The sequence below is a fragment of the Escherichia sp. Marseille-Q3837 genome, assembly GCF_916618735.1.
Lineage (GTDB): Bacteria > Pseudomonadota > Gammaproteobacteria > Enterobacterales > Enterobacteriaceae > Escherichia > Escherichia ruysiae.
Window position 1 is genome coordinate 1,061,934 of sequence record NZ_CAKAKC010000001.1, and the last position, 20,943, is coordinate 1,082,876.

Here is a 20,943-nt window from a genome sequence, read left to right on the forward strand (position 1 = left end):
GCGCACGAGACCCCACATCAGTCCGGCAATGCAAGAAAACCATTATGCACGGTATCAGATGCAGCACGTTTTTCCCCCTCGCCCCTTTGGGGAGAGGGTCGGGGTGAGAGGGGCAGCGGGCACGAGACCCCACACCAGCCCGGCGATGCAAGAAAACCATTATGCACGGTATCAGATGCAGCACGTTTTCCCCCTCGCCCCTTTGGGGAGAGGGTCGGGGTGAGGGGATCAGCGCGCATGTAGCCTCAAGCTAATGTTAAAAAGCCGAAGTCACAATCTGTGCAATTTTCAAACAAAAAAAGGGCAATCCTCCTCAGAGAATTGCCCTTAGTCACACTAACTTAATGGGTCATTACCACTGAATACCAGCACCAAGTGCGGCGGAGTATTCACCCTGGCTATTGGTACTACCTTGTAATTTGTAGACCCAACGACCGTTGGCGCTCACCATCGACACACCTAAAGCAACAGCCGATTCACCGTTGTATGTACCGCCACCAATGGAGGCCATGCTGGCACCCGGCGTGTAAGCCTGCGGCAGACCGGTCATCGCCATTGCAGAAGCGATACCACCGCTCAACTTGCTTTCGGTTTTGGACAGTTTGTTATCCATCTCAACCATGCGCTGATCGGTGTATTGCTTCGTTTCCTGCACGCTTTGCTTCAACTGCGCGTAGTTCACCGCGTCGTTGTTGTTAACGCCAGCGGAAACGTTGCTGATGCGAGTCGTTCCGCCATTACCACCGCCGAGAGTGATGTTGCTGTAATCAACAGAACCGTCAGCTTTGGTGTCATAGCGCACGCCGCCTGCTTCGGAAGACTTCAACTGCGCAACGTTAACCGCGTCAGTAGCATTTTTACCAGCGGCAACGTTGGTGATACGGCGTTGGTTAGTGGAAGAACCTACGGAGATCGTATTTTCTTCGTTTGCCACAGAGCCAGTACCCAGCGCAACGCTGTTATCAGCGGCAGCAATAGAGCCAGAGCCAATCGCAACACTGTCTTTACCCTGCGCGTTAGCATCTACGCCATCGGTGTTGGTCTTGAAGTACTTGGTGCTACCGGTGCTTACGATATCGCCAATACCGTTTTCGATATTGGTGACGCGGGTATCCAGATTCGTTACCTGAGTATTCAGGTTAGTAATGCTCTGGGTGTTCTGGGAAACCTGTGCGTCCGTCACTTTCAACTGACCAACGTTAACGGCATCGGTATCTGCCGAACCCGCCGCGACATTAGTGATCTGACGTTGACCGTCTTCACTGCCGACAGAGAACTCACCGACAGAATTCTGCGGCGCGTCCATGTTGTAGGCGGTGTAGCCAGTCTGAGCGCCGCGAGTGGTCTGAGAACCATTACCCATTGCAATACTGTTTGCATGGTTGGCGCGTGCGTTAGAACCGATAGCAATACCGTTGATGGCATCTGGCAGAACCAGAGTGTTCAGGCCGATACCAATACCCGCGTCAGCATTAACGATAGTTTTCGCGCCCATCGCCAGCGAGTCAGTACCTACCGCCAGTGAATCTTCTTCCGTTGAGTTGGCATGGTAGTACTTGGTCGGCGTAGTGGCGACCGCACCAATGGCGTTTTGCAACTGGCGTACAGTCACGGCGTCATGGGATTCAGTACCATCAGCAACGTTGATGATCTGACGGTACTTACCATCATCGCCAATCGACAATGCGCCAAGCAGTTCGCCGTCAGTGGTGTCGTAACCAATCACAACGCCTTCTTCGGTTACGCTGGTGTTACGAGAACCTTTAACAATCACACGGCTGGAGACGGATTCGCTACCCAGCGCGATACCAGTATCAACGCTGCTGCTGCTATTCTGACCAATTGCGACACTGCTTTCGCCGGAAGCGACAGCGTTATAGCCCACCGCTGTAGCGCCAGTACCTGATGCGCTCGCATCAATAAAGGTTAAGCCGGTGTCATTAGTACGCGCATAGTTCAGACCCGCACCGTTCTCTTCGATGTAGTCTATGCTGGTATTACCGGCAATCTGGTTGATGATCTCATTTTGCTGATTGATCAACGTGTTGGTGGCGAACAACTGTGAACCATTAATTGCATCAGTACTGGTTTCAGAAATATCACCATTAGCAACATTAGTGATTACGCTGGCTTTGCCATCGCGGCTGGCGCTGAACGCACCATTTTCACCGGCGGTTGCGTCCCAGAGCAGCGCATCATCCAGGGTTGAGTCGATCGCGTCCAGAGCATCACCGACGTTATTGTAATCGGTATCAGCAATGGAGTACGTCGGCGCACTGATGCTACCGTCAGCATTTACTGCGGCGCCACCGCCCAGGGCATCAACAACAGAGTTGCTCACACCGTAGAGTTGCCCACCATTGATGGCATCGGTGCTGGTTTCAGAAACGGCACCATTTGCGACATTGGTAATTTTGCTGGCATTGCCACCGTGACCGGCGCTGAATGCACTTGCCGTTTCATCCCACAGCAGAGCGTCGCCCAATGAAGTGCTAAAGGAGGTGTTAATCGCCGCCAGCGCATCACCTACGTTATCGTAGCTGTTGCTACCGATGGTGTAGGACGGGCCAGTAAATACACCGTTTTCATCAACCGAGGCGTTACCGCCAAAATAGTCTGCCAGTGAATCACTTAAGCTAAACAGTTGCCCACCGTTAACGGCATCGGTGCTGGTAGATGAGATTGTTCCAGCGGTGACGTTAGTGATTTTGCTGGTGGCTTCGGTGCCGTGTGCAGCGGTGAATGCGCTTGCGGCGTCATCCCATTTCAGCGCATCTTCACCGAGGTTGTTCACCGTATCAGCCAGATTGGTGATGTTGGTGGTGTTAGTAGCGATGTTAGTGGTGTTGGTTGCCACATTGTCGTTAGTGGTTTTTAACTGAGAACCGTTAACGGCATCGGTACTGGTCTCCGTCAACTCACCCGCCGTAACGTTGGTGATTTTGCTGGTGGCTTCGGTGCCGTGTGCGGCGGTGAATGCACCTGAGGCGTCATCCCATGCCAGCGCGTCGGCACCAAGGTTAGTCACTGTATCAGTCAGGTTGGTGATACTGGTGGTGTTGGCGGCAACATCATTCGTCAGGTTAGTGATGTTGGTGGTGTTGTTAGCAACTTCGCCGGTCAGGTTGCTGATATTGGTGGTGTTGGTTGCCACGTTATCGTTAGTGGTTTTCAACTGAGAACCGTTAACGGCATCGGTACTGGTCTCCGTCAACTCACCTGCCGTAACGTTAGTGATTTTGCTGGTGGCTTCGGTGCCGTGTTTGGCGGTGAATGCACCTGAGGCGTCATCCCATGCCAGCGCATCCGCACCAAGGTTAGTCACTGTATCAGTCAGGTTGGTGATACTGGTGGTGTTGGCGGCAACATCATTCGTCAGGTTAGTGATGTTGGTGGTGTTGTTAGCAACTTCGCCGGTCAGGTTGCTGATATTGGTGGTGTTGGTTGCCACGTTATCGTTAGTGGTTTTCAACTGAGAACCGTTAACGGCATCGGTACTGGTCTCCGTCAACTCACCTGCCGTAACGTTAGTGATTTTGTTGGTGGCTTCGGTGCCGTGTTTGGCGGTGAATGCACCTGAGGCGTCATCCCATGCCAGCGCGTCGGCACCAAGGTTAGTCACTGTATCAGTCAGGTTGGTGATACTGGTGGTGTTGGCGGCAACATCATTCGTCAGGTTAGTGATATTGGTGGTGTTGTTAGCAACATCGCCAGTCAGGTTGGTGATATTAGTGGTGTTGGTTGCCACGTTATCGTTAGTGGTTTTCAACTGAGAACCGTTAACCGCATCGGTACTGGTCTCCGTCAGCTCACCCGCCGTAACGTTGGTGATTTTGTTGGTGGCTTCGGTGCCGTGTGCAGCAGTGAATACGCCAGCGGTGTCATCCCATTTCAGCGCATCTTCACCAAGGTTAGTCACCGTATCAGCCAGGTTGGTGATACTGGTGGTGTTGGCGGCAACGTCATTCGTCAGGTTAGTAATGTTAGTGGTGTTGTTAGCAACATCGCCAGTCAGGTTGCTGATATTAGTGGTGTTGGTTGCCACATTGTCGTTAGTGGTTTTCAACTGAGAACCGTTAACGGCGTCGGTACTGGATGCGTTCAGCTCACCCGCCGTAACGTTGGTGATTTTGCTGGTGGCATCGGAACCGTGTTTTGCACTGTAGACTTTTTTAAGCGAGTCCCATTGCAACGTATTATCATCAAGACCCTTTAATGCGTCGCCAACATTATTAAAGTTACCACTTTGCAGTTTGTAATTAGGGGCGTTAACAACCCCGGCAGTACTCACGGAGGCACCGCCGCCCAGACGGTCTGCAACTGACTTACTGATATCATAAAGCTGTGAACCATTGATGGCATCAGTACTGGTACTGCTAATATCGCCTTTTTCCATATGGACAATTTTACGTTGCAGCGTGTCGTTACCTACTGAAACAGTATTATCTTCCACGGCAGTAGACTCTGTGCCCAGAGCAACGGAGTTAACACCGGTTACGTTGGACAGGCTACCAATCGCAATACTTTTTTCAGAACCGGCAAAGCTTTCTTGTCCAATCGCAATACTGTTTTCGTTACCCGCCAGACTACTATTACCCAACGCAATAGAATTTACACCATCTGCCTTTCCTGCCTGACCGAAAGCCATTGCTCCAGCTTTGGTTGCATTGGCACCATATCCGAGCGCAACGGTATTGTCCGCGTTAGCTACGCTGCTTGCGCCTAATGCCAAACTATATAATCCATTGGCTTCGCTTTCGGCACCCATTGCAATGGCACCATCGGCATCCGCTAAAGCCAGTCTTCCAAATGCCAGGCTATCAATGGCATTGGCTTTTGTATCTGAGCCGAGTGCCAGACTATACTTTCCTGCGGCTATTGCCTGGTAACCAAGGCTAGCTGCATAATCAGCACCATCTTCTGCTCTTGAACCTCTACCTATTGCAATGGAGGATGCACCGCCGGTATAAGCTACCAAACCCAATGCAAGGGAATACTCTGCTTTTGACTCTGCGCCGCTACCGAATGCTACGGATCTGTTCCCCGAGGCTTTGGACATGTGCCCTATAGCTATGGATAGCTCACCCAATGACTGACTCTTGTAGCCAAATGCGGTACTTCCTATTCCACTGGCTGTAGTGTCGAGTCCTATTGCAATTGCGACTCCTCCCTCTGTCTTTGATGTAGCTTTTGCATTCTTTCCGATAGCAACCCAGCTATCGCCTTCTTCGGGAGTTTCAATGCTCGCACCACCATCAAGTGCACCAGCACCTGCCCCAAACGACGACATCAACCCACCGGCAACTAACGCAGAAATTAACAGCTTGCTGCGCCCGCTCTTTTTCCCACGGCTTTTTGCCGTTTCGCTGGCGACGCTGTAACTTCCCGTCGCAGGGTTCCAGATAACTTTAAAAATTTTGTTCATTGTTGTTGCTCTCTATTCCTTGATATAAGTGCAATGACTGCATTTATTTTTTGCTTTTTTTCTGCCGGTTATCAGCAGGTGGAAGGTTGTCGAAGTTGATGTTTTGCATATTAATAGCCAACTTCAGGTATTTCAGGTTGTTGGGAGACACCCCTTTTAACGTTAAGTTAATGTCTTGCCATTGACCTGGTAATAATTTCAGCGTGGAGTTCATGGTGGTGCTAAATAGTAGTTGTTGCCATTTGGCATATTCTTTTTGATCAGTAGGTCTTTCACCGCCCCAGGTGGCATGAAAACCAATATTTGATACGGGAACGCTTAATAAATTGGCCAATGACATATGAATAACACTGCCATTTTCTATTGCTTCAACAGATAACACCCTGCCGGCAATACCTACCGAACCGTTATTTAAAATGAAATATTTTGTTTGATCGGGGTTAAATTCAGTAAAGACAAATGTATCTTGCTGATGCTTAATCTCTTTCACTACCTGAGCCAGCAGCTTTGTACTGTTTATCAGGCTAATGCTTTGTTTTTCAATGGTGTTTGTCTTTTTGGTTTCTTGTTCTAATCGTTTTTCGAGTTGATCAATTCTGGCCTTTTGTCCTTCTTGTTGTTTTGTGAGTTCATCAACGACTTTGTTTTTTTCGACATAATCACAACCTGACAGCATCAGTATTGTCGAAGCCGCCAGGACGCTTATCAATAATTTATTCACTTTCATATAAAGTTATCCTTACATATCATCCCTGATACCAACGCGGTCTAAGGGATGTGTCCATTTATGGTTGATGCTTTTGCGATTTATACGGCTGGCTTTATGAATGTTGCGAATATATTTGTTATGAAAATTATTTATTAAGTTTTAAAATTGTTTAATTGTGTTAGGGAGGCGGATTTTAATGAGGAGGGTTATCAGATGTCAAACACTGCATTTAAAGCAGAAAAATAGCTTTTATTTAATATTCACACAATAAATGTTTTGGGTGAGTTTTTAGAATGTGGATGGAAAAAATAACGGCAAAAGTTTTATTTTATGAATATATCTTCCATTTTTAGGCGTCGAACCAAACCTTTTACTGAATGCATTTTCAGATTTAGTGCCATTGGTAAAAAGTAGACTCTACGAGGAAACAGAGGAGGATATTTGTTGCATCCCGCATTTAGAAACGCGGGATGTGAGGGAGATATACAGGTAAGAGGGTTAAAACGCTGTCTTTGAGAACCCGGTCATCTCTTGCAGACCCATTTCACGACCCAGTGCGGTCATCGGATGTACAACCACAAGCCCCCGAACGCTTTTCTTCAGCTTACCCATATCGGCTTGTTCTTTTTTGGTAATCGCGCGCTGGAACGGCATCTTCATCAGCTTCTGTGCTTCCTTACTGAGTTTCTGGCTGTGAACTTCGCGTAGGCGAGCAATTTCTGCTTCCAGAGTTGCTTTCTCTTTTTCCAGCTCGGCATATTTGTCTGCGGCTTCAACCAGCGACAGATCGGCCTGCTGGTGACGGATGGCGTCCAGACGATCGCTGAGACGTTTGATTTCGTTTTTTTCGACTTCTTTCATGGGATGGCTTCTGATAAAGATAAATTTATAGCCCCTAGTATGCGCGACGAGGTGCTTTGTTCACAACCGATGGCATTGTAATAGTTTTGTCGGGTAACAAATCTTGTGTTCAAAAATCATATAATATATTGATTAATAAACAATATAATCAGAAGGTGAGGGCAAGCGTTGTGGATTTCGCACGTTTTCCTTAATGTCATTTTTATCGGGATCTAAACTAAAATCGGCGGTCGCGCTTTCCCGGCGCGGGGTAATACGGAGATATTATTATGGGCAAATTAGGTGAAAACGTTCCGCTTCTTATTGATAAAGCCGTAGATTTCATGGCATCAAGCCAGGCGTTCCGGGAGTATCTGAATAAACTTCCCCCCCGTAACGCGATTCCATCCGGTATACCTGAGGAAAGCGTGCCGTTATATCTACAACGTCTGGAATATTATCGCCGACTTTATCGGCCGAATCCGGTAGAGGAGAAGTAAGCGAAAGTACTTACTTTTGAAAGGCTTTTTTTAAGCTGATTTTGGAAATCAGCTCTGTCAGTGAAAGGACCATTGTTGATCGCACAGCCTGTTGGTAACGCTGAACTTGCATCGCATACAAACTGGAGTCTATTGGTTCAAACTGTGGCGGCGGCGGTAGTGCCGCCACGCAATGCAGTTCGCCAAATGGCCCAAGAATTTCATCATCGGTAAATGCGTACTCGTTGCCGTCGTGGTTCAGCTCTTCCCGCAGCGCCATCAACAGTTCCGCATCTTCGTATTCATGGCGACTAATTACGCCAAGCCCATAAATCAGCTTTAAGCGCACGGACAGATCGCCCAGCGGACCATCGCCGTCGAGTAACGGTTCTACAGCATACTTCACCGCGTAATCGTCTTTGCGGAATACCTGAAGCACCAAAAGATTCACCGCCTCGGTCAGGAGATCGACGGCGGTAATCAGAAAGCTTCGCACGGTTTTGCCAGCATTCAGACGCTCAAGCACACGGTTTTCAAAGGCCTGGGTTTGTTCCATTGTTGCCTGCATATCTGACAATCTGTTATTCGGGCGCAGGGAGCCCTGCGCCTGGTTCATCATTATTGCATTGCGTTATAAGCGGTTACTGCCTCGGTGACAACCTCGCTGTTGGCATCAAGCCCGGAAATGTGCGCCAGCGCAGCCTGCGGGCCTTTGTCGGCAATCAGCGCCGCCAGTTCTTGTGCCTGCGGATCATCTTCACTGCAAAAGTGCATTGCAGCGGCAATACCTTCAATCAGATTTTTGTGCGGCAAGCTATATTCCAGCGTACCCAGCAGCGGCTTGATCAGACGGTCGCCAGCACTCAATTTACGCAGCGGCTGACGGCCTACGCGCTCAACATCATCTTTCAGATACGGGTTTTCAAAACGACCGAGGATTTTCTGGATGTACGCCGCGTGCTTGTCCGCGTCAAAGCCGTAACGCTTAATCAGTACCGCGCCGCTTTCTTCCATCGCCCCTTTTACCACCGCACGGATTTTCTCGTCGAGAATCGCGTCACGAATAGTCTGATGACCGGCCAGTTTTCCGAGGTACGCGGTTATAGCATGACCCGTGTTCAGGGTGAAGAGCTTACGTTCGACAAACGCCATCAGGTTGTCGGTTAACTCCATACCAGGAATGTTTGGTAGCGTGCCTTTGAACTGAGTTTTATCGACAATCCATTCGCTGAAGGTTTCTACAGTGACTTCCAGCGGATCGTTCGTTGCAGACGCTGAAGGCGGTACGATACGGTCAACGGCGGAATCAACAAAGCCAACGTGTTCTTCTACCCACGCTTTGGCGTCTTCCGGCAGGGCGTTCATCACATGGCCTTTCAGTTGCGTTGTGCCGCGTACCATGTTTTCACAGGCGATAATGTTCAGCGGGGAGTCATTACCTTGCTCTTTACGTTTCACCAGCCCTTTGGCGATTGCCGGAGCAATGCGTTCCAGCACGACCGGGCCAACTGCGGTGGTGACTAAATCAACCTGGGCGATTAAATCAACCACGTCGTCGCCAATGCTGCTGACGGCATTAACGCCGGTAACGGTATCCACCTGCTCGGTTTCGCCGACAACGTGAACCTGATAGCTATGACGGGCATTCAGGGCATCAAGTACCACCTGATTGACATCGGCAAACGTCAGTTGGATACCCGCGTCTGCCAGCAGTTTACCGATAAAGCCACGACCGATATTACCTGCGCCAAAATGTAATGCTTTCATAGTATTAACCTTCATCAATGTTTTTACCCAAGAGGGCTGGGGTGAGGCTTTTCCCTCACCCAAACCCTCTCCATGTGGAGAGGGGCAGCGCCGGATGCGGCGTAAACGCCTTATCCGGCCTACAAGAACGTGCAAATTTAACAAACTGCGCTTTGTTTTGTAGGCCTGATAAGCAAAGCGCATCAGGCAATCAGCCCCACCGTCTCCATGAGGAGAGGGTGGGCCTGGATTACTTACGACCCGCCAGCAGTTCCAGCACTTCATCCACGCTGGTGGTGTGTGCCAGACGCTCGATGACGGACTCATCATCCAGCGCGTTGGTCAGGCTGGTGATAACCTGAATGTGCTCGTTATTACGGGCAGCAATACCAATCACCAGGCGGGCAATGTCATCTTCTTCTTCACCGAAGCGCACACCTTCCGGATATTGACAGAACACGACACCCGTTTTCAGTACGCGATCTTTCGCTTCAACCGTACCGTGCGGCACTGCGATAGACTCACCCAGATAAGTCGGGGTCAGTTTTTCACGATCCAGCATCGCCTGTACGTATTCCGGCTCAACATAGCCGCCTTTCACCAGTTGTTCGCCGGCAAAGCGAATCGCTTCTTCTTTGGTGGCTGCTTTGCGACCGAGGAAGATGTTCTCCGCACCGAGCTTAAACAGGTTGGCGTTAGAATCGTCAAAGCTGTCTTTCAGGCTGTCTTTCACTTTCACTTCGTTTTCAGTATGACGCTGGGCAGCAACCAGACGTTCGGTCAGGCTGGTGTACAGGCCGCTGTCGAGGAAGTTAGTCAGCGAAATATGCTGTGCCTGCGGCACCTGACGCATAGCGCGTTCGGTCAGGTCACGGTGAGTGATGACCAGATCTACATCCGGCGGCAGGTTGTTGATCGCGCTGTTAGTAACAGAAATCTGCGACAGACCTGCATCCTGAATTTTCTTACGCAGCACGCCTGCACCCATCGCACTGGAACCCATACCGGCGTCACAGGCAACGATGATTTTACGCACGTGGCTCAGGTCGTTAGTCACATCGCCCGCAGACAGCGGAGACGCACCTTTAGACTCAGCTTTCATGTCCTGCATACGACGAGTTGCTGCTTCAATATCGTCTTCTTCTTTCACTTTGCTGGTTTTCAGCAAAATAGCAGAGACAACGAAGGAGACCGCCATCGCCGCACACACACCCGCGATGTTAGCGAAGTAAGCACCTTTTGGCGTCATCGCCAGTACCGCGAGGATAGAACCCGGAGATGCCGGAGAAACCAGACCACCGCCCAGGATAGTCAGCGTGAACACGCCAGTCATACCGCCGAGGATAACGGCCAGGATCAGACGCGGATTCATCAGCACATACGGGAAGTAGATTTCGTGGATACCACCCAGGAAGTGGATGATTGCCGCACCGCCCGCAGACTGTTTCGCACTACCACGACCAAAGAACATGTACGCCAGCAGCACGCCCATACCCGGACCCGGGTTCGCTTCAATCAGGAAGAAGATGGATTTACCCAGTTCATGGGACTGCTGAATACCCAGCGGCGAGAAGATACCGTGGTTAATGGCGTTGTTGAGGAACAGGATTTTCGCCGGTTCAACAAAGATAGACGCCAGCGGCAGCATGTCATGGACAACCATGAAGTTAACGCCCGCAGCCAGCATTTTAGACAGAGCTTCAACAATCGGGCCAATGCCGAGGAAGGCCAGAATGGCGAGGATCATCCCGATGATGCCAGCGGAGAAGTTATTCACCAGCATCTCAAAACCGGATTTGATTTTACCGTCTACCCAGCGGTCGAAGTGCTTAATACACCAGCCGCCCAGCGGACCTGCAATCATAGAACCGAGGAACATCGGCATGTCTGCGCCGACGATAACGCCCATGGTGGTGATGGCACCGACTACGCCGCCACGTTCGCCGCCTACCAGCTTACCACCGGTATAACCGATCAGCAGCGGCAGGAGATAAGTGATCATCGGCCCGACCAGCTTCGCCAGCGTTTCGTTCGGTAACCACCCTGTTGGAATAAATAACGCGGTGATGATACCCCACGCGATAAACGCGCCGATATTTGGCATCACCATGTTGCTGAGGAAACGACCAAAGCTTTGCACTTTGATCTTAATATCGGATGACATAAAAACACCCCTTCTTATGTTTGCTGTCGCGCAGGCTGGAAGCCCGAGGTTTTTTGTTAATGTGGCGGCAGAGGTAGCCGGACCTTGTAGATACTGCGAAATCTGGCACTGAATCGGTTAACTGTCCAGTCGGCGGCCTTTTGTGTGATATCAGTCACATAAATATAGGGGGTAGAGAGGTAATTGACGTGACGTTTATCACAAAATGACTGTGTAAAAAAACAACAAGACGGCGATTTTCGCTAAAAATGGCATTCAAATGTGAGTAATATCACAATTTTATTTTGATGGTTTGTTGAATCTTTGTGATCTGAATCACAAGATATTTTCTTCGGTAATTCACCTGATGTGATCTGCAACATGTTCTGACTTTGCCTTAAGACAGTTTTGTAACTGAGCAACTCATCGCCTTTTAAAATTATCCTTCGGTGTGATGGCGAGATTGGCAAACGCAGATTAATGTCAAAGTATCAGCCTGACTCCCTTCCGGCTGCCAGCCAAAAAACAACACTGATAAGCGTGAATCCGAGGCAGATATGTTTCTAAACTACTTCGCGTTGGGAGTGCTGATCTTCGTCTTTCTGGTGATTTTTTATGGAATCATCGCGATACATGACATCCCCTATCTTATTGCCAAAAAGCGCAACCATCCCCACGCCGACGCTATTCATACGGCGGGTTGGGTAAGTCTGTTTACCCTGCATGTAATCTGGCCGTTTCTGTGGATCTGGGCAACGCTTTACCAGCCAGAGCGCGGCTGGGGAATGCAGTCACATGTTGCGTCGCAGGAGAAAGCGACTGACCCGGAAATCGCCGCACTTTCTGACCGTATTTCCCGGCTGGAGCACCAACTTGCAGCTGAAAAAAAGAGTGACTATTCCACGTTCCCGGAGATCTGATTATGGATCTGTTAATTGTTTTAACTTACGTGGCGCTGGCATGGGCAGTATTTAAAATCTTCCGCATTCCGGTGAATCAGTGGACGCTGGCGACGGCGGCGCTGGGTGGCGTGTTTCTGGTGAGTGGTTTGATTTTATTGATGAACTACAACCATCCTTACACTTTTACCGCGCAAAAGGCAGTGATAGCTATCCCTATCACGCCACAGGTGACGGGGATCGTGACTGAAGTCACCGACAAAAATAATCAGCTTATTCAAAAGGGCGAAGTGCTTTTTAAGCTCGACCCGGTACGTTATCAGGCGCGAGTAGACAGACTCCAGGCTGATTTGATGACGGCGACGCATAATATCAAAACGCTGCGCGCGCAGCTCACTGAAGCGCAGGCCAACACCACCCAGGTTTCAGCGGAGCGCGACCGACTGTTTAAAAATTATCAACGTTATCTGAAAGGCAGCCAGGCGACGGTCAATCCGTTCTCAGAACGTGACATCGACGACGCGCGGCAGAATTTCCTCGCGCAGGATGCGCTGGTGAAAGGTTCGGTGGCGGAGCAGGCGCAGATCCAGAGCCAGCTCGACAGCATGGTCAACGGTGAGCAATCACAGATTGTCAGCTTAAGAGCGCAACTTACTGAAGCAAAATATAACCTTGAGCAAACCATTATTCGCGCACCAAGCAACGGCTACGTTACTCAGGTACTGATCCGCCCAGGCACTTACGCGGCAGCTTTACCGCTGCGTCCGGTAATGGTCTTCATCCCTGAGCAAAAACGGCAAATTGTTGCCCAATTTCGGCAAAATTCACTGTTACGTCTGAAACCCGGTGATGAAGCAGAAGTGGTGTTTAACGCGCTGCCTGGGCAGGTATTCCACGGCAAACTGACCAGTATTTTGCCGGTGGTGCCTGGCGGTTCGTATCAGGCGCAGGGGGTGCTGCAATCGTTAACGGTCGTGCCCGGAACGGATGGTGTGCTGGGAACCATTGAACTCGACCCTAACGCTGATATCGATGCCTTACCCGACGGCATCTACGCCCAGGTAGCAGTTTATTCCGACCATTTCAGCCATGTTTCGGTGATGCGGAAGGTGCTGCTGAGAATGACCAGTTGGATGCATTATCTTTATTTGGATCATTGAGACTTATGTCACCTGTGTTTTGCGCGAGCCTGAGCCATACTGATATTTTTCCTCGCACAAAGGACATGGCATGAAACTTATCGGTAGCTACACCAGCCCGTTTGTACGCAAACTTTCTATTCTGTTGTTAGAAAAGGGCATAACTTTCGAATTTATTAATGAACTGCCCTATAACGCGGACAACGGCGTGGCGCAATTTAACCCGTTAGGGAAAGTGCCGGTGCTGGTGACCGAAGAGGGCGAATGTTGGTTTGATTCGCCGATCATCGCTGAATATATTGAATTAATGAATGTCGCTCCGGCGATGTTGCCGCGCGATCCGCTGGAGTCGTTGCGAGTGCGCAAAATTGAGGCGCTGGCAGATGGCATTATGGATGCCGGGCTGGTATCGGTGCGTGAACAGGCGCGTCCGGCGGCGCAACAGTCTGAAGATGAATTGTTACGCCAGCGGGAGAAAATCAACCGTAGCCTGGATGTGCTGGAAGGATATCTGGTCGATGGCACACTCAAAACCGATACGGTCAATCTGGCGACTATCGCCATTGCCTGTGCCGTCGGATATCTCAATTTCCGCCGCGTTGCGCCAGGCTGGTGTGTCGACCGCCCGCACTTAGTCAAACTGGTCGAAAACCTGTTTAGCCGCGAAAGTTTTGCTCGCACCGAACCGCCAAAGGCTTGATGCGCGATATGTCCTCCTGACCCATCTCACGTTACAATCCGTGGTTATGTTAAACGCCCTTCTCCGTGTGAGAGGGCCTTGATCAGCCAGGTTTCATATGACAACCGAAACGCGTTCCCTCTATAGTCAACTTCCGGCTATTGATCGCTTATTGCGCGATAGCTCCTTCCTTTCTTTGCGTGATACTTATGGTCACACCCGCGTGGTGGAATTGCTGCGTCAGATGCTTGACGAAGCGCGAGAAGTGATTCGTGACAGCCAGACGCTGCCCGCGTGGTGTGAGAACTGGGCGCAAGAAGTCGATGCCCGGTTGACGAAAGAAGCGCAGAGCGCGCTGCGTCCGGTGATCAACCTGACGGGAACCGTACTGCATACCAATCTTGGGCGAGCTTTACAGGCGGAAGCAGCGGTGGAAGCCGTTGCGCAGGCTATGCGTTCGCCGGTGACGCTGGAGTACGATCTGGACGACGCCGGACGCGGGCATCGCGATCGCGCGCTGGCGCAACTGCTGTGCCGCATTACGGGGGCGGAAGATGCCTGTATCGTCAATAACAATGCGGCGGCGGTATTGTTGATGTTGGCGGCCACTGCCAGCGGTAAAGAGGTGGTGGTGTCTCGTGGCGAACTGGTGGAGATCGGCGGCGCGTTTCGTATCCCTGACGTCATGCGTCAGGCTGGCTGTACCCTGCACGAAGTGGGGACCACCAACCGCACGCACGCGAATGATTATCGTCAGGCGGTGAATGAAAATACCGCACTGTTGATGAAAGTACATACCAGTAACTACAGCATTCAGGGGTTCACCAAAGCGATAGATGAAGCTGAACTGGTGGCGCTTGGCAAAGAACTGGATGTTCCCGTAGTGACTGATTTAGGCAGTGGTTCGCTGGTCGATCTTAGCCAGTACGGTTTGCCGAAAGAGCCGATGCCGCAGGAGTTGATTGCGGCGGGCGTCAGCCTGGTGAGCTTCTCCGGCGACAAGTTGTTAGGCGGGCCGCAGGCAGGGATTATCGTTGGTAAAAAAGAGATGATCGCCCGCCTGCAAAGCCATCCACTGAAGCGTGCATTACGCGCGGATAAAATGACCCTCGCGGCGCTGGAAGCCACGCTGCGTCTTTATTTACACCCTGAGGCGCTGAGTGAAAAATTACCGACCCTGCGCCTGCTTACCCGCAGCGCAGAGGTCATTCAAATCCAGGCACAACGTTTACAGGCTCCCCTTGCCGCACATTACGGCGCGGAGTTTGCAGTCCAGGTTATGCCATGTCTTTCGCAGATTGGCAGTGGTTCGCTGCCGGTTGATCGCCTGCCGAGCGCGGCATTAACGTTTACACCCCATGATGGACGCGGTAGCCACCTTGAGTCATTAGCCGCCCGCTGGCGTGAATTGCCAGTGCCGGTGATTGGTCGTATTTATGACGGACGATTGTGGCTGGATTTACGCTGCCTTGAAGATGAGCAACGGTTTTTGGAGATGTTGTTGAAATGATTATTGCGACTGCCGGACACGTTGACCACGGCAAAACAACCTTATTGCAGGCGATTACTGGCGTAAATGCCGACCGTCTGCCGGAAGAAAAAAAGCGCGGCATGACCATCGATCTCGGTTATGCCTACTGGCCGCAGCCGGATGGCCGCGTGCCTGGTTTTATCGACGTTCCCGGTCATGAAAAGTTTCTTTCCAACATGCTGGCGGGCGTTGGTGGTATCGATCACGCGCTGTTGGTGGTGGCGTGCGATGACGGCGTGATGGCACAGACCCGTGAGCATCTGGCGATTTTGCAGCTGACTGGTAACCCGATGCTGACAGTGGCGCTGACCAAAGCCGATCGCGTGGACGAAGCGCGTGTTGATGAGGTTGAACGCCAGGTAAAGGAGGTGCTGCGGGAATACGGTTTTGCTGAGGCAAAACTGTTTGTCACCGCAGCAACCGAAGGTCGGGGAATTGATGCCCTGCGCGAGCATCTGCTTCAGTTACCAGAACGTGAACACGCCAGCCAACATAGTTTCCGCCTCGCGATCGACCGCGCATTTACTGTAAAAGGTGCCGGGCTGGTCGTCACCGGTACGGCGTTAAGCGGGGAAGTGAAGGTAGGCGATTCACTATGGCTGACTGGTGTAAATAAATCGATGCGTGTACGTGCGCTGCATGCGCAAAACCAGCCAACAGAAACCGCCCATGCCGGGCAACGTATTGCGCTTAACATCGCCGGTGATGCGGAAAAAGAGCAGATTAACCGTGGCGACTGGCTGCTTGCCGATGTGCCGCCGGAGCCGTTCACGCGGGTGATTGTCGAGCTACAAACTCATGTACCGTTGACCCAGTGGCAGCCGCTGCATATTCACCACGCCGCCAGCCACGTTACGGGGCGCGTTTCGCTGCTGGAAGATAACCTTGCCGAGCTGGTGTTCGACACGCCTCTGTGGCTGGCGGATAACGATCGCATAGTGCTGCGCGATATCTCGGCTCGCAACACGCTGGCGGGGGCGCGCGTGGTGATGCTCAACCCGCCACGTCGCGGTAAGCGTAAGCCGGAATATCTGCAATGGCTGGCGTCTCTTGCACGCACACAAAGCGATGCCGACGCACTGACGGTTCATCTGGAACGCGGAGCGGTGAATCTTGCTGATTTCGCCTGGGCGAGACAGCTCAACGGCGAAGGGATGCGCGAACTGCTGCAACAGCCTGGCTATATTCAGGCTGGTTATAGCTTGTTGAATGCGCCGGTTGCCGCCCGCTGGCAGCGGAAAATCCTCGACACATTAGCGGCTTATCATGAGCAGCATCGCGACGAACCAGGTCCGGGGCGCGAGCGCCTGCGGCGTATGGCGTTGCCGATGGAGGATGAAGCTCTGGTACTGTTGTTGATTGAAAAGATGCGCGAAAGCGGCGATATCCACAGCCACCACGGCTGGCTGCATCTGCCGGATCACAAAGCGGGCTTCAGCGAAGAGCAGCAGGCCATCTGGCAAAAAGCAGAGCCGCTGTTTGGTGACGAGCCGTGGTGGGTGCGTGACCTGGCAAAAGAGACGGGAACCGACGAGCAGGCAATGCGCTTGACGCTACGCCAGGCGGCGCAGCAGGGGATAATTACGGCGATCGTCAAAGATCGTTATTACCGTAATGATCGGATTGTTGAATTTGCCAATATGATCCGCGATCTCGATCAGGAATGTGGCTCAACCTGCGCGGCGGATTTCCGCGATCGCTTAGGTGTAGGCCGAAAGCTGGCAATTCAGATTCTGGAATATTTTGACCGCATTGGCTTTACGCGGCGTCGTGGAAATGATCATTTATTGCGCGATGCATTATTATTTCCCGAAAAATAAGGAAATGATTAATTCATAATGAATATGAATTAATACAAAATTCTTATTAATATTAAGGAAGCACGTTATTTGATGAATGTAACGTGCTTTTTATTAAAAATATTTTGATAAACGGTAATGTCGATCATATTTCCGAATGAAAATACTTTGTAATCTGCCAGCCCTTTTTACTCTTCCAGGAGTGTTTTATGGCAGCTTCAACCTTTTTTATTCCTTCAGTGAATGTCATCGGCGCTGATTCATTGAATGATGCAATGAATATGATGGCAGACTATGGGTTTACCCGTACATTAATTGTTACTGACAATATTTTAACGAAATTAGGTATGGCGGGCGATGTGCAAAAAGCACTGGAAGAACGCAATATTTTTAGCGTTATTTATGATGGCACCCAGCCTAACCCAACTACGGAAAACGTCGCCGCAGGCCTCAAACTGCTGAAAGAAAATAATTGCGATAGCGTGATTTCCTTAGGTGGTGGTTCTCCGCACGATTGTGCGAAAGGCATTGCGTTGGTGGCAGCCAACGGCGGTGATATTCGCGATTACGAAGGCGTTGACCGCTCTGCAAAACCGCAGTTGCCGATGATCGCCATCAACACCACGGCGGGTACTGCGTCTGAAATGACCCGTTTCTGCATTATCACTGACGAAGCACGCCATATCAAAATGGCGATTGTGGATAAACACGTGACTCCGCTGCTTTCTGTCAATGACTCCTCTCTGATGATCGGTATGCCGAAGTCGCTGACCGCCGCAACGGGTATGGATGCCTTAACACACGCTATCGAAGCGTATGTGTCTATTGCCGCCACGCCGATCACCGACGCTTGCGCACTGAAAGCCGTGACCATGATTGCCGAAAACCTGCCGTTAGCCGTACAAGATGGCAGCAATGCGAAAGCGCGTGAAGCGATGGCTTATGCCCAGTTCCTCGCCGGTATGGCGTTCAACAATGCGTCTTTGGGTTATGTTCATGCGATGGCGCACCAGTTAGGCGGTTTCTACAATCTGCCGCACGGTGTATGTAACGCCGTTCTGCTGCCGCACGTTCAGGTATTCAACAGCAAAGTAGCCGCCGCACGTCTGCGTGACTGCGCTGCTGCAATGGGTGTGAACGTGACAGGTAAAAACGACGCGGAAGGTGCAGAAGCCTGCATTAACGCTATCCGCGAACTGGCGAAGAAAGTCGATATTCCGGCAGGTCTGCGCGATCTGAACGTGAAAGAAGAAGATTTCGCGGTACTGGCGACCAATGCTCTGAAAGATGCCTGTGGATTTACTAACCCGATTCAGGCAACTCACGAAGAAATTGTGGCGATTTATCGCGCTGCGATGTAATCATCATTCCCACAACGGCTGGCAAATTGTCAGCCGATTTTTCAATTATCTCTGTAATCCTTGCCCGTAAATTCGTGATTGCCGTCGTAAAGCTGTTACCGGCTGGCGAAGATTTCGCCAGTCACGTCTACCCTTGTTATACCTCACACCGCAAGGAGACTACCATGACCAACAATCCCCCTTCAGCACAGATTAAGCCCGGCGAGTATGGTTTCCCCCTCAAGTTAAAAGCCCGCTATGACAACTTTATCGGCGGCGAATGGGTAGCACCCGCCGACGGCGAGTATTACCAGAACCTGACGCCGGTGACCGGGCAGCTACTGTGCGAAGTGGCGTCTTCGGGCAAACGCGACATCGATCTGGCGCTGGATGCCGCGCATAAAGTGAAAGACAAATGGGCGCATACCTCGGTGCAGGATCGCGCGGCGATTCTGTTTAAGATTGCGGATCGAATGGAACAAAACCTCGAACTGTTAGCGACGGCAGAAACCTGGGATAACGGCAAGCCCATCCGCGAAACCAGTGCTGCCGATGTGCCGCTGGCGATTGACCATTTCCGCTATTTCGCCTCGTGTATTCGGGCGCAGGAAGGTGGGATCAGTGAAGTCGATAGCGAAACTGTGGCTTATCACTTCCACGAACCGTTGGGCGTGGTGGGGCAGATTATCCCGTGGAACTTCCCGTTGCTGATGGCGAGCTGGAAAATGGCTCCCGCGCTGGCGGCGGGCAACTGCGTGGTGCTAAAACCCGCACGACTTACCCCGCTTTCAGTGTTGCTTTTGATGGAGATCGTCGGTGATTTACTGCCGCCAGGCGTGGTGAACGTGGTCAACGGTGCGGGCGGTGAAATCGGTGAATATCTGGCGACCTCAAAACGTATCGCCAAAGTGGCGTTTACCGGCTCAACGGAAGTCGGTCAGCAGATTATGCAGTACGCCACGCAGAACATTATTCCGGTGACGCTGGAGTTGGGCGGTAAGTCGCCAAATATCTTCTTTGCCGATGTGATGGATGAAGAAGATGCTTTCTTCGATAAGGCGCTGGAGGGGTTTGCACTGTTCGCCTTCAACCAGGGCGAAGTCTGTACCTGTCCGAGCCGTGCTTTAGTGCAGGAGTCTATCTACGAACGCTTTATGGAACGCGCCATCCGTCGTGTTGAAAGCATTCGTAGCGGTAACCCGCTCGACAGCGTGACGCAAATGGGCGCACAGGTTTCTCACGGGCAACTGGAAACCATCCTCAATTACATTGATATCGGTAAAAAAGAGGGGGCAGATGTGCTTACCGGCGGGCGGCGTAAGCTGCTGGAAGGGGAACTGAAAGACGGCTACTACCTCGAACCGACGATTCTGTTTGGTCAGAACAATATGCGTGTGTTCCAGGAAGAGATATTTGGCCCGGTGCTGGCGGTGACCACCTTCAAAACGATGGAAGAGGCGCTGGAGCTGGCGAATGACACGCAATATGGCCTGGGCGCTGGTGTCTGGAGTCGTAACGGTAATCTGGCCTATAAGATGGGGCGTGGCATTCAGGCCGGGCGCGTGTGGACCAACTGTTATCACGCTTACCCGGCACATGCGGCGTTTGGTGGTTACAAGCAGTCGGGTATCGGTCGCGAAACCCACAAGATGATGCTTGAGCATTACCAGCAAACCAAGTGCCTGCTGGTGAGCTACTCGGATAAACCGTTGGGGCTGTTCTGATATAAGAAGCTGGTCGCATCGGGCATTCATTGCCTGATGCGACGCTTACGCGTCTTATCAGGCCTACATGGCTCATGCAATATATTGAATTTGCATGATTTTGTAGACCGGATAAGGTGTTCACGCCGCATCCGGCATAAGCAAAGCGCACGTTATCACTATCTGCGACGCTTGCGTGTCTTATCGGTTCAAATGTTTACGTCTCCTGGGGCTGAGCATTCACTGAACTAAATTAAGAGCATCTTTTCTACAAATTACTGCACACCGTGATTCTTCTTACGAATATTCATATTAGCCCCCTTTAAACTTATTTTCGTTGATTGTAATGAGAGTGATAAGCGGCGATATACCGTGAAGCTGTGACAATGTAAGGAAGAGAGAAAGGCACATTTTGCGGAGCAGGACACATATTGGTGGGTAAAATAAATGTCGCAAATAAAAAACCATTTTTTAATGATTTGATGAATGTTTAAATATCTAAAGTGTTTCT

14 protein-coding genes are annotated in these 20,943 nt (G+C 51.1%); 8 read left to right on the forward strand and 6 right to left on the reverse strand.

Annotated features, from left to right (window positions below; translation table 11 throughout):
- Positions 1-352 precede the first annotated feature (352 nt).
- From LG381_RS05050 to LG381_RS05060, 3 genes are all read right to left on the reverse strand, one after another.
- Entirely contained in the window at positions 353-5,425 is a 5,073-nt protein-coding gene (locus LG381_RS05050; RefSeq protein ID WP_225762095.1) for a YadA-like family protein, read from the reverse strand.
- A 43-nt stretch (positions 5,426-5,468) separates the two neighbouring features.
- Positions 5,469-6,152 carry a DUF3251 domain-containing protein gene (locus tag LG381_RS05055; RefSeq protein WP_225762096.1) on the reverse strand — a complete coding sequence of 228 codons (684 nt, stop codon included), beginning with the start codon at positions 6,150-6,152 and terminating at the stop codon, positions 5,469-5,471.
- A 480-nt stretch (positions 6,153-6,632) separates the two neighbouring features.
- Positions 6,633-6,995: a YibL family ribosome-associated protein gene (locus LG381_RS05060; protein ID WP_000665680.1), complete on the reverse strand. Its 363-nt coding sequence runs from the start codon at positions 6,993-6,995 to the stop codon at positions 6,633-6,635.
- A 269-nt stretch (positions 6,996-7,264) separates the two neighbouring features.
- Here LG381_RS05060 and yibT point away from each other — a divergent pair, with 269 nt between their 5' ends.
- Positions 7,265-7,474 carry a protein YibT gene (gene yibT / locus LG381_RS05065; protein WP_000517102.1) on the forward strand — a complete coding sequence of 70 codons (210 nt, stop codon included), beginning with the start codon at positions 7,265-7,267 and terminating at the stop codon, positions 7,472-7,474.
- Positions 7,475-7,484: 10 nt separating this feature from the next.
- On the opposite strand, the gene mtlR is transcribed toward yibT, so the two are convergent.
- The 3 genes from mtlR to mtlA all read right to left on the reverse strand — a co-directional run bounded on the left by mtlR (position 7,485) and on the right by mtlA (position 11,363).
- On the reverse strand, positions 7,485-8,072 hold the full coding sequence (gene mtlR / locus LG381_RS05070) for a mannitol operon repressor MtlR (RefSeq protein ID WP_000981834.1): 588 nt from the start codon (positions 8,070-8,072) through the stop codon (positions 7,485-7,487).
- A complete protein-coding gene (mtlD, locus tag LG381_RS05075) occupies positions 8,072-9,220 on the reverse strand; it encodes a mannitol-1-phosphate 5-dehydrogenase (RefSeq protein WP_032226805.1) in 1,149 nt (382 codons plus the stop codon). Before mtlD ends, mtlR begins: the two co-directional genes overlap by 1 nt.
- Before the next feature lie 229 nt (positions 9,221-9,449).
- Positions 9,450-11,363 (reverse strand): PTS mannitol transporter subunit IICBA, encoded by a 1,914-nt coding sequence (gene mtlA / locus LG381_RS05080; protein WP_000093249.1) that lies wholly within the window; start codon positions 11,361-11,363, stop codon positions 9,450-9,452.
- Between the two features lie 536 nt (positions 11,364-11,899).
- On the opposite strand from mtlA, the gene LG381_RS05085 reads away from it, so the two are divergent.
- The 7 genes from LG381_RS05085 (at position 11,900) to aldB (ending at position 20,453) form a co-directional block, all read left to right on the forward strand.
- Entirely contained in the window at positions 11,900-12,262 is a 363-nt protein-coding gene (locus LG381_RS05085; RefSeq protein WP_000479623.1) for a DUF3302 domain-containing protein, read from the forward strand.
- A gap of 2 nt (positions 12,263-12,264) precedes the next feature.
- Positions 12,265-13,401, forward strand: a complete 1,137-nt coding sequence (locus tag LG381_RS05090) for an HlyD family secretion protein (RefSeq protein ID WP_000364946.1) — start codon at positions 12,265-12,267, stop codon at positions 13,399-13,401.
- Positions 13,402-13,471: 70 nt separating this feature from the next.
- On the forward strand, positions 13,472-14,080 hold the full coding sequence (locus LG381_RS05095; RefSeq protein WP_000766696.1) for a glutathione S-transferase: 609 nt from the start codon (positions 13,472-13,474) through the stop codon (positions 14,078-14,080).
- A gap of 97 nt (positions 14,081-14,177) precedes the next feature.
- Positions 14,178-15,569 carry an L-seryl-tRNA(Sec) selenium transferase gene (gene selA / locus LG381_RS05100; RefSeq protein ID WP_000206247.1) on the forward strand — a complete coding sequence of 464 codons (1,392 nt, stop codon included), beginning with the start codon at positions 14,178-14,180 and terminating at the stop codon, positions 15,567-15,569.
- Positions 15,566-17,410, forward strand: coding sequence for a selenocysteine-specific translation elongation factor (gene selB / locus LG381_RS05105; protein WP_225762097.1), 1,845 nt, complete (start codon positions 15,566-15,568; stop codon positions 17,408-17,410). The genes selA and selB overlap by 4 nt, the downstream gene beginning before the upstream one ends.
- A 188-nt stretch (positions 17,411-17,598) precedes the next feature.
- Complete coding sequence (yiaY, locus tag LG381_RS05110; RefSeq protein ID WP_105290596.1) at positions 17,599-18,750, forward strand: L-threonine dehydrogenase; 1,152 nt, start codon at positions 17,599-17,601, stop codon at positions 18,748-18,750.
- A 164-nt stretch (positions 18,751-18,914) separates the two neighbouring features.
- Positions 18,915-20,453, forward strand: coding sequence for an aldehyde dehydrogenase AldB (aldB, locus tag LG381_RS05115; RefSeq protein WP_000183978.1), 1,539 nt, complete (start codon positions 18,915-18,917; stop codon positions 20,451-20,453).
- The last annotated feature ends 490 nt before the right edge of the window (positions 20,454-20,943 follow it).

Coding starts and splice junctions, on each gene's coding strand:
- LG381_RS05050 (WP_225762095.1), bottom strand. CDS start 5,425: ATGAACAAAATTTTTAAAGTTATCTGGAACCCTGCGACGGGAAGTTAC.
- LG381_RS05055 (WP_225762096.1), bottom strand. CDS start 6,152: ATGAAAGTGAATAAATTATTGATAAGCGTCCTGGCGGCTTCGACAATA.
- LG381_RS05060 (WP_000665680.1), bottom strand. CDS start 6,995: ATGAAAGAAGTCGAAAAAAACGAAATCAAACGTCTCAGCGATCGTCTG.
- yibT (WP_000517102.1), top strand. CDS start 7,265: ATGGGCAAATTAGGTGAAAACGTTCCGCTTCTTATTGATAAAGCCGTA.
- mtlR (WP_000981834.1), bottom strand. CDS start 8,072: ATGATGAACCAGGCGCAGGGCTCCCTGCGCCCGAATAACAGATTGTCA.
- mtlD (WP_032226805.1), bottom strand. CDS start 9,220: ATGAAAGCATTACATTTTGGCGCAGGTAATATCGGTCGTGGCTTTATC.
- mtlA (WP_000093249.1), bottom strand. CDS start 11,363: ATGTCATCCGATATTAAGATCAAAGTGCAAAGCTTTGGTCGTTTCCTC.
- LG381_RS05085 (WP_000479623.1), top strand. CDS start 11,900: ATGTTTCTAAACTACTTCGCGTTGGGAGTGCTGATCTTCGTCTTTCTG.
- LG381_RS05090 (WP_000364946.1), top strand. CDS start 12,265: ATGGATCTGTTAATTGTTTTAACTTACGTGGCGCTGGCATGGGCAGTA.
- LG381_RS05095 (WP_000766696.1), top strand. CDS start 13,472: ATGAAACTTATCGGTAGCTACACCAGCCCGTTTGTACGCAAACTTTCT.
- selA (WP_000206247.1), top strand. CDS start 14,178: ATGACAACCGAAACGCGTTCCCTCTATAGTCAACTTCCGGCTATTGAT.
- selB (WP_225762097.1), top strand. CDS start 15,566: ATGATTATTGCGACTGCCGGACACGTTGACCACGGCAAAACAACCTTA.
- yiaY (WP_105290596.1), top strand. CDS start 17,599: ATGGCAGCTTCAACCTTTTTTATTCCTTCAGTGAATGTCATCGGCGCT.
- aldB (WP_000183978.1), top strand. CDS start 18,915: ATGACCAACAATCCCCCTTCAGCACAGATTAAGCCCGGCGAGTATGGT.